This is a genomic window from Streptomyces sp. NRRL B-24572 (assembly GCF_002156145.1).
Taxonomy (GTDB): domain Bacteria; phylum Actinomycetota; class Actinomycetes; order Streptomycetales; family Streptomycetaceae; genus Streptomyces; species Streptomyces vietnamensis.
Window position 1 is genome coordinate 1 of sequence record NZ_MWIG01000010.1, and the last position, 15,054, is coordinate 15,054.

General features: G+C 70.4%; 11 protein-coding genes. 2 read left to right on the top strand and 9 right to left on the bottom strand.

What is annotated here, in order from left to right; genetic code table 11:
* Window positions 1–293: SDR family NAD(P)-dependent oxidoreductase (locus CCN56_RS00655; RefSeq protein WP_143664378.1), on the top strand; the 293-nt coding region annotated here is incomplete at its 5' end.
* Here the strand turns inward: CCN56_RS00655 and CCN56_RS44085 are convergent.
* The 9 genes from CCN56_RS44085 to CCN56_RS00700 all read right to left on the bottom strand — a co-directional run bounded on the left by CCN56_RS44085 (window position 241) and on the right by CCN56_RS00700 (window position 14,521).
* The gene (locus tag CCN56_RS44085; protein ID WP_086822131.1) at window positions 241–558 is read right to left on the bottom strand and encodes a hypothetical protein; all 318 of its coding nucleotides are present in this window, start codon (window positions 556–558) and stop codon (window positions 241–243) included. The two genes, CCN56_RS00655 and CCN56_RS44085, sit on opposite strands and share 53 nt — an antisense overlap.
* 224 nt (window positions 559–782) lie before the next feature.
* Complete coding sequence (locus tag CCN56_RS00665; protein WP_041131554.1) at window positions 783–1,166, bottom strand: helix-turn-helix domain-containing protein; 384 nt, start codon at window positions 1,164–1,166, stop codon at window positions 783–785.
* A 109-nt stretch (window positions 1,167–1,275) separates the two neighbouring features.
* Window positions 1,276–1,797: a CinA family protein gene (locus CCN56_RS00670; protein WP_086822134.1), complete on the bottom strand. Its 522-nt coding sequence runs from the start codon at window positions 1,795–1,797 to the stop codon at window positions 1,276–1,278.
* Entirely contained in the window at window positions 1,794–2,468 is a 675-nt protein-coding gene (pgsA, locus tag CCN56_RS00675) for a CDP-diacylglycerol--glycerol-3-phosphate 3-phosphatidyltransferase (RefSeq protein ID WP_086822138.1), read from the bottom strand. The genes CCN56_RS00670 and pgsA overlap by 4 nt, the downstream gene beginning before the upstream one ends.
* On the bottom strand, window positions 2,465–3,958 hold the full coding sequence (rimO, locus tag CCN56_RS00680) for a 30S ribosomal protein S12 methylthiotransferase RimO (RefSeq protein ID WP_086822141.1): 1,494 nt from the start codon (window positions 3,956–3,958) through the stop codon (window positions 2,465–2,467). The genes pgsA and rimO overlap by 4 nt, the downstream gene beginning before the upstream one ends.
* Before the next feature lie 90 nt (window positions 3,959–4,048).
* On the bottom strand, window positions 4,049–4,876 hold the full coding sequence (locus CCN56_RS00685) for a helix-turn-helix domain-containing protein (protein WP_086822142.1): 828 nt from the start codon (window positions 4,874–4,876) through the stop codon (window positions 4,049–4,051).
* Window positions 4,877–5,106: 230 nt separating this feature from the next.
* Window positions 5,107–7,923 (bottom strand): DNA translocase FtsK, encoded by a 2,817-nt coding sequence (locus CCN56_RS00690; RefSeq protein ID WP_086822143.1) that lies wholly within the window; start codon window positions 7,921–7,923, stop codon window positions 5,107–5,109.
* 138 nt (window positions 7,924–8,061) lie between these two features.
* Entirely contained in the window at window positions 8,062–8,736 is a 675-nt protein-coding gene (locus tag CCN56_RS00695; protein WP_015036579.1) for a two-component system response regulator, read from the bottom strand.
* A 304-nt stretch (window positions 8,737–9,040) separates the two neighbouring features.
* Window positions 9,041–14,521: a HAMP domain-containing protein gene (locus tag CCN56_RS00700; RefSeq protein WP_179199620.1), complete on the bottom strand. Its 5,481-nt coding sequence runs from the start codon at window positions 14,519–14,521 to the stop codon at window positions 9,041–9,043.
* Window positions 14,522–14,790: 269 nt separating this feature from the next.
* Here CCN56_RS00700 and CCN56_RS00705 point away from each other — a divergent pair.
* On the top strand, window positions 14,791–15,054 hold a 264-nt coding region (locus tag CCN56_RS00705; RefSeq protein ID WP_143664379.1), incomplete at its 3' end, for a hypothetical protein.

The following is a 15,054-nucleotide window of genomic DNA, read 5'->3' on the forward strand; positions in this document are numbered from 1 at the left end:
TCACCAAGGCGGCCGTCGTCCAGTTGACGAAGACCCTGGCGACGGAGGCGGGTCCGCACGGGATCCGGGTCAACGCGGTCGCCCCGGGCTGGATCCGCACCCCGATGACGGACCGCCACGAGCCGGCCGCCCAGCAGCAGGCCGAGGCCGCGATGGTCCGTCACTCACCGCTGGGGCGGGTCGGTGAGGCCGAGGACATCGCGCACGCGGTCCTGCACCTGGCCTCCGACGCCTCGTCGTTCACGACCGGCCAGATCCTCCGCCCCAACGGCGGCGTCGCGATGCCCTGGTGACGCCCTGGGCCGCCGCCCCGGGGAGCCGGGTCACCAACCGGGGAGCCCGCGCCGCCGACCCGGAAAGCCCGCGCCCCGACGAAGCCGCCACGTGCACCGGCAGCAGGCTCAACCCCCAGCCGCCCGCGGCCACCGCCCCCTCGACCGGCCCGGTCTCCGCCGGCACGAGCAGCAGGCGCAGCACCGCCCACCACCAGAGTCCCCCGGCCGCGAGGCCGCACGCGAACAGCGCGAGCGTCACCAGCGGAACCCGTCGCCGTACCATGGCCGCCTCCTGCGGTCGACGCTAGACCGGCAGGATCACCCTGCGGGAGGGCGCACCGGAGGCAGACCCGGCGCACACGGCCCAGTCGTACGTCCCTCCCACCATGGCACGCCCCACCGGAACCCGGCATCTCCAGCAGAACGCCCCAAAACCCCCGGAAACGAGAAAAGCCCCGGTCGGCGCCTCGTAAAGAGGCGCCGACCGGAGCTTCGCCCCGCTTCGGTTCAGGCAGCGACGACGTCCACCGCTTCCGCGGGCGCCTTGATGGTCACCCGCTCGGTGGGCACACCGGCCACCGACGTCACCGACACCGAATTGAGCATCGGGCGCACCGGCGTCGGTACCGGTTCGCTCGCCGCTGCCGACTCGGCCAGTTCGGCCAGTGACAGCTCGTCGCTCACTTCGCGCATGAGCTCGGACATCCGTACGTCCAGCGCGTCGCAGATCGCGGAGAGCAGTTCGGAGGAAGCCTCCTTCTGCCCCCGCTCCACCTCGGAGAGATAGCCGAGCGAGACTCGGGCGGACGAGGAGACTTCGCGCAGAGTACGGCCCTGGCGCTGGCGCTGCCGACGCAGCACGTCACCCAGCAGGCGACGGAGCAGAATCATCGGTGGCTCCCTCCTCGGACCGCGTAGCCGCATCCTTCACGCCCCACCGTACCGCCTCGCGCTGCGGCCGTGCGGGGAGCGATGTCGTGTTCACTCAGGGCTGCAAACATCAATTCCCCCCGTTGTGTTCCGTATCCTGTGCCCGCGCATTTCCCGAGAGTTCCTCATGGAGCAGTTCCAGCACGCTCCGTACGCTCTCTCTACGGATTTCCGTACGGTCGCCGTTCAACCTCAACGACACCACTTTCCCGGCCCGCGCGCTCGTCGTGGCCGGCCCGGCGACCGCCACGTAGACGGTTCCGACGGGCTGTCCGTCCTGTTCCGTGGGCCCCGCGACTCCGGTCGTCGAGATTCCCCAGTCGGCGCCGAGCCGGTCCCGTACACCCGCCGCCATCTGCAGCGCGACCTCGGGGTCCACCGCTCCGCGCTCCGCGAGCAGGGCCGCGTCGACGCCCAGGAGCTGCTGCTTGAGGGCCGTGGCGTACGCCGTGACCGACCCCAGGAAGGACACCGAGGCTCCGGGTGTTCCGGTGAGCTCGGCGGCCACCAGACCACCCGTGAGGGACTCCGCGGCGGCCAGCGTCTGATCACGCTCCGCGAGCAGCGCCAGCACCCGGGCGGCCTCGGTCATCGCGTCGCCGTCTCCGACCGCGCCGCCGCCCGCTCCGCCGCAAGCCCCTTGCGCCGCAGGACGACCGCCTGTCGTACGTAGTCCAGACCGGTGACGACCGTCAGCACGACGGCCACCGCCATCACCCAGAAGCGCAAGGTGGCCAGCGGGCCGGTGAGCATGAGGACGTACATGCCCACGGCGGTGCCCTGGGCGAGCGTCTTCATCTTGCCGCCGCGGCTGGCGGGGATGACCCCGTGCCGGATGACCCAGAACCGCATCAGGGTGATCCCCAGCTCGCGGGCCAGGATGACCCCGGTCACCCACCAGGGCAGGTCCCCGAGCAGGGACAGCGAGATGAGTCCGGCCGCCATGATCGCCTTGTCGGCGATCGGGTCGGCGATCTTCCCGAAGTCGGTGACCAGGTTGTACGTACGGGCGAGGTGCCCGTCGAAGACGTCCGTGATCATGGCCACCGCGAACGCGGCCCAGGCCCAGGCCCGCCATGCCGGGTCGTGCCCGCCGTCCTGGAACAGCAGGATCACGAAGCCCGGCACGAGGACGAGCCGGATCATGGTGAGGATGTTGGCGATGTTCCACAGGCTGGCCTGGTTGACGGCCGCCGCGCCCAGCTTGCCGCGGGGCGCCGGCCTACCGGACCCGCCCGTCGCGGATGCCGGGACTCCGGTCATCTGCCCGCCTCCTCGAAAAGACACTCGGCCACCAGGTCGACGCCCTCCGTACCGACGACCTTGGCACTGACCATACGGCCCGGGGCCAGGTCGGGGCTCGTACCGTCGGACGTGGTGAGGAGCACCTGTCCGTCGGTCTCGGGGGCCTGGTGAGCGGCGCGGCCGATCCAGCCGTCCTCCTCGTCGAAGGACTCGACGAGTACTTCCAGGGTCTCTCCGATCCGCTCCTCCGCGCGCTGCGCGGTGAGCTCCTCGGCGAGCCGGGAGAGGTGGGCGAGCCGCGCGTCGACGACCTCCTGGTCGAGCTTGTGCTCGTACGTGGCGGCCTCGGTGCCGTCCTCGTCGGAGTAGCCGAAGACGCCGATGGCGTCGAGGCGGGCGTGGGTGATGAAGCGTTCCAGCTCGGCGAAGTCCGCCTCGGTCTCGCCGGGGAAGCCGACGATGAAGTTGGACCGGGCGCCGGCCGTGGGGGCCTTGGAGCGGATGGTCTCCAGGAGCTCCAGGAAGCGGTCGGTGTCGCCGAAGCGGCGCATGGCCCGCAGCACGTCCGGGGCGCTGTGCTGGAAGGACAGGTCGAAGTAGGGCACGACCTTCTCGGTCGACGTGAGGACGTCGATGAGGCCCGGGCGCATCTCGGCGGGCTGGAGGTAGCTGACGCGGACGCGCTCGATGCCGTCGACCGAGGCCAGCTCGGGCAGCAGGCCCTCCAGGAGCCGGATGTCGCCGAGGTCCTTGCCGTAGGAGGTGTTGTTCTCGGAGACCAGCATGATCTCCTTCACCCCCTGCTCGGCGAGCCAGCGCGTCTCGTTCAGCACGTCCGAGGGACGGCGCGAGACGAAGGAGCCGCGGAAGGAGGGGATGGCGCAGAAGGTGCAGCGGCGGTCGCAGCCGGATGCCAGCTTCACGGAGGCGACGGGGCTGGTGTCGAGCCGGCGTCGGAGCGGCGCGCGCGGGCCGGAGGCGGGCGCGATCCCCTCGGGAAGGTCCGCAGGGGCCTCGGCGGGCGCCTCGACGGTGTCGCCGTGTCCCGGCAGGGCCACGGCCGCGGCGGCCTCCTGGCGCTCCACGGGCGACAGCGGCAGCAGCTTGCGCCGGTCACGCGGGGTGTGGGCCTCGACACTGCCACCGCTGAGGATGGTCTGGAGGCGGTTGGAGATGTCGGCGTAGTCGTCGAAGCCGAGGACGCCGTCGGCCTCCGGGAGGGCTTCGGCGAGCTCCTTGCCGTAGCGCTCGGCCATGCAGCCGACGGCGACGACGGCCTGGGTCCTGCCGTGGTCCTTCAGATCATTGGCTTCGAGGAGGGCGTCGACGGAGTCCTTCTTGGCGGCTTCGACGAATCCACAGGTGTTGACGACGGCGACGTCCGCTTCCTCGGCGTTCTCGACGAGCTCCCAGCCGTCCGCTGCCAAGCGGCCTGCGAGCTCCTCCGAGTCCACCTCGTTACGGGCGCAGCCAAGAGTGACAAGGGCGACGGTACGGCGTTCGGGCATGGACTCAAGACTACTTCGTCCCGGCCGTTCCCCCGTCGCGCAGGGTTCACCTGCGCGACAGAGGTCACATCACATGCGGTACGGCGGGGCTCAGCCGGCCTCGGGGTCGCCCTTGGTGTAGCTGAGCCGCTCGACCTGGCCGGATTCGAACTTGTCGTCGAGCTTCTTGCCGTTCACGTAGAGCTCGATCGCACCGGCGTTGCCGAGGACGAGGTCGACGCGCTCGTCGTCCTGGAAGGTCTTGGACTCGCCCTTGAGCAGGAGACCGTCGAAGAGGAGCTTGCCGTCGTGCGCCTTCGCCGAGATCCAGCTCTTGTCGTCGATCGCGGTGAGCTTGACCGTGACCTTGTCCTGCGGGACCGCGGCGATCGCGCTCTCGGTGGGCTTGGGCGCGGCGGGCTTGACCGGCTTCGGCTTGGTGGCGGAGGTCGCCTTCTCCGGGGCCGGCGCGGGGCCGCCGTCGGCGACGGTGGTGCCCTTCCCGGAGTCGTTCCCGTTGAACATCGTGAAGCCGACGAAACCGACGACGGCGACGATGGCCGCGACCATCGCGGCGGTCCAGTTGGGCCTGCGCGGCTCGGGGCGGATACGTTCCGCCTCGAAGAGCGGGGCGGCGGGGGTGGGCGCGGGACGGCCACCGTGCTCGGCGTCGTACTGCTCGATCAGCGAAGCCGGATCGAGGCCGACGGCGCGCGCGAGGGTACGGATGTGGCCGCGGGCGTAGACGTCGCCGCCACAGCGCGAGAAGTCGTCCTCCTCGATCGCATGCACGATCGGAATCCGGACACGGGTGGAGGCACTGACCTCTTCGACGGTGAGACCGGCGGCGATTCGGGCCTGCTGGAGAGCGCGACCGATCGAGTCCCGGTCGTCTGCCGGGAAGGTCCGGTCGTCTTCGGGGGAGTTGCCGATGGACACGAGAGCGCCTTTCGAGCGTGTAGCCACCTGCTGGACGTTCAGTCTATGGGTGGTACGAAAGGGTGGGGCAACCGGGCGGGTGCTGTTTGTACGCCATGAGGCTGGGACATCCTTCTATCCCTTCCTCCAACTTGACGTACGGCCAGGGGAAACGGTTGCCCACCGTTCCCTTACGAGTGAGTCTCGGCCCGGTCTCGATCGGGTACCCGGCCCCGGAGGAGCCACACCCCTTACTCCCCCGACTCCCCCCGGATCACGGCGAGGACCCCGTCCAGCTCGTCCGGCTTCACGAGCACGTCCCGCGCCTTCGAGCCCTCGCTCGGTCCGACGATGTTCCGCGACTCCATCAGGTCCATCAGCCTGCCCGCCTTCGCGAAGCCCACGCGCAACTTGCGCTGGAGCATCGAGGTGGAGCCGAACTGCGTCGAGACGACCAGCTCGGCCGCCTGGCACAGCAGGTCGAGGTCGTCGCCGATGTCCTCGTCGATCTCCTTCTTCTGCTTGGTGCCGACGGTGACGTCGTCCCGGAAGACGGGCGTCATCTGGTCCTTGCAGTGCTGTACGACGGTCGCGACCTCGGCCTCGGTGACGAACGCGCCCTGCATGCGGACGGGCTTGTTGGCGCCCATCGGCAGGAAGAGCCCGTCGCCCTTGCCGATCAGCTTCTCGGCGCCGGGCTGGTCCAGGATGACCCGGCTGTCGGCGAGCGAGGAGGTGGCGAAGGCGAGCCGCGAGGGCACGTTCGCCTTGATCAGGCCGGTGACGACGTCCACGGACGGCCGCTGGGTGGCGAGCACGAGGTGGATGCCGGCGGCGCGCGCAAGCTGGGTGATCCGGACGATGGAGTCCTCGACGTCACGCGGCGCGACCATCATCAGGTCGGCCAGCTCGTCGACGATCACCAGGAGGTACGGGTACGGGTTGAGCTCCCGCTCGCTGCCCTCGGGCAGCTTGATCTTGCCGTCCCGGATGGCCTGGTTGAAGTCGTCGATGTGCCGGTAGCCGAAGGCGGCCAGGTCGTCGTAGCGCAGGTCCATCTCGCGCACGACCCACTGGAGCGCCTCGGCGGCCTTCTTGGGGTTGGTGATGATCGGGGTGATCAGGTGCGGGATGCCCTCGTAGGCGGTGAGCTCGACCCGCTTGGGGTCGACGAGCACCATCCGGACGTCCTCGGGGGTCGCTCTTATCATCACCGAGGTGATGAGGCAGTTGATGCAGGAGGACTTGCCGGAGCCGGTGGCACCGGCGACCAGGATGTGCGGCATCTTCGCCAGGTTGGCCATCACGTAGCCGCCCTCGACGTCCTTGCCGAGCGCGACCAGCATCGGATGGTCGTCGCCGGCAGCGTCCGCGAGCCGCAGCACGTCTCCGAGGTTGACCATCTCGCGGTCGCTGTTCGGGATCTCGATGCCGACCGCGGACTTGCCGGGGATCGGCGAGATGATCCGCACGTCGGGCGAGGCCACGGCGTAGGCGATGTTCTTGGTCAGGGCCGTGATCTTCTCGACCTTCACGGCCGGGCCGAGCTCGACCTCGTACCGCGTGACCGTCGGACCGCGGGTGAAGCCGGTGACGGCCGCGTCGACCTTGAACTCGGCGAAGACGTTGGAGAGCGCGTCGACGACGGCGTCGTTGGCGGCGCTGCGGGTCTTGCCGGGACCGCCGCGCTCGAGCAGGTCCATCGACGGCAGGGAGTACGTGATGTCGCCCGCGAGCTGGAGCTGCTCGGCGCGGGGCGGCAGGTCGGTCGGCTCGGGCGCCGGCTTCGTCAGATCGGGTACGCCCCCGCCGGAACGGTCTCCCCCACGGGCCGGCGGTACGGGCGCGGACTTCTCCACAGGTGCGGCCGCAGCGGCGGCGGAGGCGGCCACGGCGGCGTTCCGCTCGGCGGTGACGTCCTTGGTCAGGTCGGCGACGATCGGCGAGGGCGGCATCCCGTTGAGCACCGCGCCGTCGAGCGCGGCGGCGGCGGCCGCGGCGACGTCCACCGGGTCCAGACCGGAGTCGAGGGCGTCGCGCCCGGAGGTCCGGCGGGCCGAGCGGCCGCGCCGCTCCAGCATCTCCGCCTCGGCCCGGTCCACGTCGTACGGCTCCGCGGGCCCGGCCGCGCGGCGCCGGACGGGCCGTGCGGGGCGCGGTCCCGCGTCCCGCCAGTCCTCGTCGTACCCCTCCTGGTCCGGGTGGCCCCCGTACCTCTCGTCCTCCGCCGGGTCGTACGGGAGCTCGACGATGCCCAGCTTCGCGCCGAGCGCGCGCAGCCGCTGCGGGATCGCGTTGACCGGGGTGGCGGTGACCACGAGCAGCCCGAAGACGGTGAGCAGCACCAGCATCGGTACGGCGAGGACCTCGCCCATCATGAAGACGAGGGGCTGGGACGCGGCCCAGCCGATGAGCCCGCCGGCGTCCTGCATGGCCGCGCTGCCGTCACCGCGCCCCGGCGAACCGCAGGCGATGTGGACCTGGCCGAGGATGCCGATGACGAGCGCGGAGAGGCCGATGCTGATCCGGCCGTTGGCCTCGGGCCTCTCCGGGTAGAGGATGAGCCGGATGCCGATCGCGCCGAGGAGCAGCGGTACGAGCAGGTCGAGCCGGCCGAAGGATCCGGTCACCAGCATCTCGACGAGGTCGCCGACCGGGCCGCGCAGATTGGACCAGGTGCCGGCGGCGACGATCAGCGCGAGGCCGAGGAGGAGCAGCGCGAGCCCGTCCTTGCGGTGGGCGGGGTCGAGCCCCTTCGCGCCGCGCCCTATTCCCCGGAGCATCGCCCCGATCCCGTGGGCGAGGCCGAGCCAGGCGCCGCGCGCGAGCCGGTAGACGCCCCCGGTCGGGGACGGGGCGGGCCGGGGTGCGGCCTTCTTCGCGGCGGTCTTCCGCGCGGGCGCGCGCTTGGCGGGCGCGGCCTTCTTGGCCGGCGCCTTCTTCGCGGGCGGTTTGGCGGGGGACTTCGCGGACGCCGCTTTCTTCGCGGCGCCCGTCGTCCGGCCGGCGCGCGGTTTTGCGGTGCCCGCCGTGCCCTGGGAACCCTTGCCGGACGTACGTGAAGCCATGATGCCGAGGTTACCGGTGTGGGGTGCGGTGTGGGGAGCGCGTGTCGGCCTCACCCGTTCGTGTCGTTCGTGCCGGGGCGCGATGCTGACGCCGCATCACGACGCCGGTCACGGCACCGGACGAGTGGTGACGGTACGTCAGCTCTGCGCGGGCAGCGTCGGCGCGGCGCCCGTGCCCGGCTCCAGCGCGTCCAGGGCCCGGCGCAGCCCGGTGAGCTTGCGCTCCAGGTGCGCGGCGGTGGCGACGGCCGCCGCGTCCGCGGAGTCGTCGTCGAGCTGCTTCGACAGGGCCTCGGCCTGCTCCTCGACGGCCGCGAGCCGGGCGGAGAGCTCGGCGAGCAGCCCGGCGGCCTCCTTGCCGTGACCGCCCTCGCCGCCGCCCTCCAACTGCAGCCGCAGCAGGGCGGCCTGCTCGCGCAGCTTGCAGTTCTTCATGTAGAGCTCGACGAAGACGGAGACCTTGGCGCGCAGCACCCACGGATCGAACGGCTTCGAGATGTAGTCGACCGCTCCGGCCGCGTACCCCCGGAAGGTGTGGTGGGGGCCGTGGTTGATGGCGGTGAGGAAGATGATCGGAATGTCCCGGGTCCGCTCGCGCCGCTTGATGTGGGCGGCGGTCTCGAAACCGTCCATACCCGGCATCTGGACGTCGAGCAGGATGACCGCGAAGTCGTCCGTCAACAGCGCCTTGAGCGCTTCCTCCCCGGACGATGCCCGCACCAGCGTCTGATCGAGCGCGGAGAGAATGGCCTCCAGCGCCAGCAGATTCTCCGGCCGGTCATCGACCAGGAGGATCTTGGCCTTCTGCACCATGCCCCGTCCTCCTCGTCCCGGCAACGGCTCTCCCCGGACCCCCGAACCGGGGGAAGCACCGGGCGCCGCCCCAGAAGACGACACCCTAGCGCCGTCCGTCCTTGTGCCGGTCATCGTAGCCGCACCCTGCCCGTCGCCACACCCTGTCACCGCGATGTCACTGTGCACAGAGCGGAAACGCGGTGGGAGACCAGAAGGTTCCCCGTATCCCGCCCCCTCACACGCCCCTGGCGACAGTGCGTCAGTGGGAGCCGGCGGAACCCGGGGGTCCGCGCCGAGCACGGCACGGACCCCCGGAGCGGAGTCACTGCCCCCGCATCCACTGCTCCATGACGGACAGCAGGTGGTCGGGGTCGACCGGCTTCGTCACGTAGTCCGAGGCACCGGACTCGATCGCCTTCTCCCGGTCGCCCTTCATCGCCTTCGCCGTCAGCGCGATGATCGGCAGCCCGGCGAACTGCGGCATCCGCCGGATCGCGGTCGTCGTCGCGTACCCGTCCATCTCCGGCATCATGATGTCCATCAGCACGACCGTCACGTCGTCGTGCTGCTCCAGGACCTCGATGCCCTCCCGCCCGTTCTCGGCGTACAGGACCGCGAGCCCGTGCTGCTCCAGGACGCTGGTGAGCGCGAAGACGTTGCGGATGTCGTCGTCGACGATGAGCACCTTCTCGCCGGAGAAGCCGAAGGTGCGGCGCGGCTCGGCCTCCGGCTCCTCCCGGTCCGCCGCGGCCTGCTGGCCGGACTGTCCGGGGACGGCGCCCCGCACCCCGGTCGCCTCCGCCGCGGCCTTCCGCCGGTGCCGGAACAGCGCCCCGGCCCCGGACCGCGCCTCCGTCCGTACGGGCGGCGGCGGGAAGTGCGGGAACGGGTGGACGGCCCCGGCCGTCCCCTCCTCGGCCCCCTGCTGCGGATCGTCGACGTCCTGCGCGCCCTGCCCGTAGCCGCCCGACTGCGGCTCCGTCGGGCTCAGCGGCAGATAGAGCGTGAACGTCGAACCGCGGCCGGGCTCGCTCGCGGCGAAGATCTCGCCGCCGAGCAACCGCGCGATCTCCCGGCTGATCGAGAGCCCCAGCCCCGTACCGCCGTACTTCCGGCTGGTCGTGCCGTCGGCCTGCTTGAACGCCTCGAAGATGACCCGCATCTTGCTCGCCGCGATCCCGATCCCGGTGTCGGTGACCGAGAAGGCGATCAGGTCGGCCTCCGGATCGCGCAGCGAACCGGCCTCCAGGAGCTGCTCGCGGATCGACTGCGGCACGTCCGCACCGGCCGGCCGGATCACCAGCTCCACCGCGCCCGTGTCGGTGAACTTCACCGCGTTGGACAGCAGGTTGCGCAGGACCTGGAGCAGCCGCTGCTCGTCGGTGTGGAGCGTGGCCGGCAGCTCGGGCGAGACCCGCACCGAGAAGTCGAGCCCCTTCTCCGCCGTCAGCGGCCGGAACGTCGCCTCCACGTAGTCGACGAGCTGGACGAGTGCGATCCGCGTCGGCGAGACGTCCATCTTGCCGGCCTCGACCTTCGACAGGTCGAGGATGTCGTTGATCAGCTGGAGCAGGTCGGATCCGGCGCCGTGGATGGTCTCCGCGAACTCGACCTGCTTCGGCGTCAGATTGGTCTCCGCGTTGTCCGCGAGCAACTTGGCCAGGATCAGCAGCGAGTTGAGCGGGGTGCGCAGCTCGTGCGACATGTTCGCGAGGAACTCCGACTTGTACCGCATGGAGACGGCGAGCTGCTCCGCCCGCTCCTCCAGGACCTGCCGGGCCTCCTCGATCTCGGTGTTCTTCACCTCGATGTCGCGGTTCTGCCGGGCGAGGAGTTCGGCCTTCTCCTCCAGCTCCAGGTTGGAGCCCTGGAGCTCCTTCTGCCGGTGCTCCAGCTCGGCCGACCGCTCCTTGAGCTGCTCGGTGAGCTTCTGCGACTGCTGGAGCAGCACCTCGGTCTTGGTGTTGACGCTGATGGTGTTGACCGTGGTCGCGATCAGCTCGGCGATCTGGTTGAGGAAGTCCCGCTGGATCTGCGTGAACGGCTGGAACGAGGCCAGTTCGATCACGCCGAGGACCTTGCCCTCGAAGAGCACCGGCAGCACGATCACATGCGCGGGCGAGGCCTCCCCGAGCCCCGAGGAGATCTTCAGATAGCCCGGCGGCACGTTGACCTGGATGGTCCGCTTCTCCTCGGCGGCCGTCCCGATGAGGGTCTCGCCGGGGCGGAACGAGGTCGGCATGGACCCGGTGGAGTATCCGTAACTCCCGCGCATCCGCAGCTCGTACGAGCCGTCGCCCTCGCCCACGAGTTCGGCGTCGCCGTGGGCGGAGCCCGTCGGCATGGCCACGAAGAACGCGCCGTGCTGGGCCGAGACCACCGGCGTCAGCTCGCTCATGATGAGCGAGGCCACGTCGTCGAGGTCCCGGCGGCCCTGCATGAGGCCGGAGATGCGGGCCAGGTTGCTCTTGAGCCAGTCCTGCTCGTCGTTGGCGAGGGTGGTGTCGCGCAGGTTGGCGATCATCGTGTTGATGTTGTCCTGGAGCGCCTGGATCTCACCGGCCGCGTCCACGCCGTCGATCTTCACGTTGAGGTCGCCGCGGGTCACCGCGGTGGCGACGGCCGCGATGGCCCGCACCTGCCGGGTGAGGTTCTCGGCCATCTCGTTCACGGATTCCGTCAGGTCCCACCAGGTGCCCTCGACGTCCCGTACCCGGGCCTGGCCGCCGAGCTGTCCGTCGGTGCCCACCTCGCGGGCCACTCGCGTGACCTCCTCGGCGAAGTTCGACAGCTGGTCCACCATCGTGTTGATGGTGTTCTTCAGCTCCTGGATCTCGCCGCGCGCGTCGATGTCGATCTTCTTGGTGAGGTCGCCCTTGGCGATGGCGGTGGTGACGGCGGCGATCTGCCGCACCTGACCGGTGAGGTTGTCGGCCATCGAGTTCACCGACTCGGTCAGGTCCTTCCACGTGCCGGAGACCCCCGGCACCCGGGCCTGCCCGCCCAGCTCTCCCTCCGTACCCACCTCGCGGGCCACGCGCGTGACCTCGTCCGCGAAGGACGACAGGGTCGTCACCATCGTGTTGACGGTCTCGGCGAGCTCGGCGACCTCGCCGCGCGCCTCGACCGTCACCTTCTTCGTCAGATCGCCGTTGGCGACGGCCGCCGACACCCGGGAGATGTTCCGCACCTGGTTGGTCAGGTTGTTGGCCATCAGGTTGACGTTGTCGCTGAGGTCCTTCCACGTGCCGGTGACACCGCGCACGCGTGCCTGGCCGCCGAGGATGCCCTCCGTACCCACCTCACGGGCCACGCGCGTGACCTCGTCGGCGAAGTTCGACAGCTGGTCGACCATGGTGTTGACGGTCGTCACCAGCTCCAGGATCTCGCCCCGGGCGTCGACCGTGATCTTCTTCGACAGGTCGCCCATGGCGACCGCCGTCGTGACCTCGGCGATGTTCCGCACCTGGATGGTGAGGTTGTTCGCCATGAAGTTCACCGACTGGGTGAGGTCCTTCCAGGTGCCGGAGACGCCCTGCACCTCCGCCTGACCGCCCAGGATGCCCTCGGTGCCCACCTCGCGGGCCACCCGGGTCACCTGCTCCGCGAAGTTCGAGAGCTGGTCCACCATCGTGTTGAGGGTGTTCTTCAGCTCCAGGATCTCGCCGCGCGCGTCCACGTCGATCTTCTGCGACAGGTCACCGCGCGCCACCGCGGTGGCGACCTGCGCGATGTTGCGGACCTGGGTGGTGAGGTTGCCGGCCATGCCGTTCACCGAGTCCGTCAGATCACGCCACACACCGGCCACGCCCGGCACCTGCGCCTGACCGCCGAGACGCCCGTCCGTGCCCACCTCGCGGGCCACCCGGGTCACCTGGTCCGCGAACGCGGACAGCTGGTCCACCATCGTGTTGATGGTGTTCTTCAGCTCCAGGATCTCGCCGCGCGCGTCCACGTCGATCTTCTGCGACAGGTCACCGCGCGCCACGGCCGTCGTCACCTGCGCGATCTGCCGCACCTGCGAGGTCAGGTTGCCGGCCATGAAGTTCACGGAGTCCGTGAGCTCGCGCCAGCGCCCGGACACCCCGTCGACCCGCGCCTGACCGCCGAGCCGGCCCTCGGTGCCCACGTCCCGGGCCATCCGGGTCACCTGGTCCGCGAAGGACGACAGCTGCGACACCATCGTGTTGACGGTGTTCTTCAGCTCCAGCATCTCGCCGGCCACGTCCACCGTGACCTTCTGCGACAGATCACCGTTCGCGACCGCCGTCGTCACCTGCGCGATGTCCCGCACCTGACCGGTCAGGTTGCGGAAGGCCGTGTTCACCGAGTCGGTGAGGTCCTTCCACGTCCCCGCCGCGCCCGGCACCTCGGCCTGACCGCCGAGCAGACCCTCGACGCCGACCTCCCGGGCCACCCGGGTCACCTCGGAACCGAAGGCCGACAGCTGGTCCACCATCGTGTTGACGGTGTTCTTCAGCTCCAGCATCTCGCCGGCCACGTCCACCGTGACCTTCTGCGACAGATCACCGTTCGCGACCGCCGTCGTCACCTGCGCGATGTCCCGCACCTGCGTGGTGATGTTCCGGAAGACCGTGTTGACGGAGTCGGTGAGGTCCTTCCACGTCCCCGCCGCGCCCGGCACCTGCGCCTGACCGCCGAGCAGACCCTGCGCGCCGACCTCGCCCGACACCCGGGTCACCTCGTCGGCGAACGTCCGCAGTGTCTCCGTCATCTGGTTGATGGTGTCCGCGAGTTGGGCGATCTCACCGCGCGCGGAGACCCGTACCTTCTGCGACAGATCGCCGTTGGCGACCGCCGTCGTCACCTCGGCGATGCCTCTCACCTGATTGGTGAGGTTGCCCGCCATCGTGTTGACGGAATCGGTGAGGTCCTTCCACACGCCGGCGACCCCGGCCACCTCGGCCTGACCGCCGAGCTCGCCCTCCGTGCCCACCTCGCGCGCGACCCGGGTCACCTCGGAGGAGAACGACGACAGCTGGTCCACCATCCGGTTGACGGTGTTCTTCAGCTCCAGCATCTCGCCGGCGACGTTCGCCGTGACCTTCTGCGACAGATCGCCGTCCGCGACCGCCGTCGTCACCAGGGCGATGTCCCGCACCTGGGCCGTCAGCCGGTTCGCCATGGTGTTGACCGAGTCCGTGAGGTCCTTCCACGAACCGGACACCCCGCGCACCTGCGCCTGCCCGCCCAGCTTGCCGTCCGTACCCACCTCGACGGCGACCCGGGTCACCTCGGAGGCGAACACCGACAGCTGGTCGACGAGGTTGTTGGCGGTACGGGCGACCTTCAGGAACTCCCCGCGCAGCGGCCGCACGGTCCCGTCCGCACTCTCCGAACGCAGGTCCATCCGCTGGTCCAGATCACCCTCGGCCACCGCCGAGAGCACCCGCCCCACCTCGGACACCGGCCGGGCCAGATCGTCGACGAGCGCGTTCGCGGCCTCGATCGCCGCCGCCCACGCCCCCTCGGTGGCCCCCGCCTCGAGACGCTCGGACAGCTTGCCCTCACGGCCGACCACCCGCCGGACCCGCGACAGCTCCCCCGTCACGTGCATCTGCCGGTCGGCGACCTCGTTGAACACGGCGGAGATCTCCGCCATGACCCCGTCACCGGACACCGTGAGACGCCTGCGGAAGTTCCCGTCCCGCATCGACACCAGTGCGGTCAGCAACCGCTCCAGCGCCGCCGCGTCCACCTGGACCGTCCCCCCACGGGAACGCCCGCCCCTCGCGCGCGTACCGCTGCCTCCGCCGCGCCGCGCCGCCGTGCCAGACTCCACCGTGTCCCTCCCGAAAGGGGTCGACCGTACCGCTCCGGCTCTCGCCGTCAGCCTGCCCAGTGTTTCACCGTGGCCGAACCAGGCGATAACAGTTCGGCAGCTTCGCACAGCGTCCCTACCCCCGAGGGACGGAATCAGTGGTGACCGGCATCCGCTCGGACAGCGAAGGTAAGTAACCTGGCATCCGGCTGTCCAGCCGCCCCGGTCCGCCCGGCGGGGGCGGTGTGGTGCGCGCACGACCACCGGGCAGTGGGAGGGACAGACCGAGCATGGCAGAGCCGGGCGTCGAGACGCGTACGAGGAGAGCTGTGATCACCGCGCGGGCGACTGCCAGCTTCGAGCCCGTCGGGCGGTCCGTCGCGGCCGCCCGCGCCTTCGTCAGAGACACCCTCCAGGGCTGGGGACACCCCGAACTCGTCGACGACGCTGTCGTCGGAGCGGAGGCAGAGGACCTCGGCCGAGGTGCCGGCGTGGATGACGGCGTTGGTGACGAGCTCGCTGGTGAGGACGACGGCGTCGTCGACGAGTTCGGG

Coding starts and splice junctions, on each gene's coding strand:
- CCN56_RS44085 (WP_086822131.1), bottom strand. CDS start 558: ATGGTACGGCGACGGGTTCCGCTGGTGACGCTCGCGCTGTTCGCGTGC.
- CCN56_RS00665 (WP_041131554.1), bottom strand. CDS start 1,166: ATGATTCTGCTCCGTCGCCTGCTGGGTGACGTGCTGCGTCGGCAGCGC.
- CCN56_RS00670 (WP_086822134.1), bottom strand. CDS start 1,797: ATGACCGAGGCCGCCCGGGTGCTGGCGCTGCTCGCGGAGCGTGATCAG.
- pgsA (WP_086822138.1), bottom strand. CDS start 2,468: ATGACCGGAGTCCCGGCATCCGCGACGGGCGGGTCCGGTAGGCCGGCG.
- rimO (WP_086822141.1), bottom strand. CDS start 3,958: ATGCCCGAACGCCGTACCGTCGCCCTTGTCACTCTTGGCTGCGCCCGT.
- CCN56_RS00690 (WP_086822143.1), bottom strand. CDS start 7,923: ATGGCTTCACGTACGTCCGGCAAGGGTTCCCAGGGCACGGCGGGCACC.
- CCN56_RS00695 (WP_015036579.1), bottom strand. CDS start 8,736: ATGGTGCAGAAGGCCAAGATCCTCCTGGTCGATGACCGGCCGGAGAAT.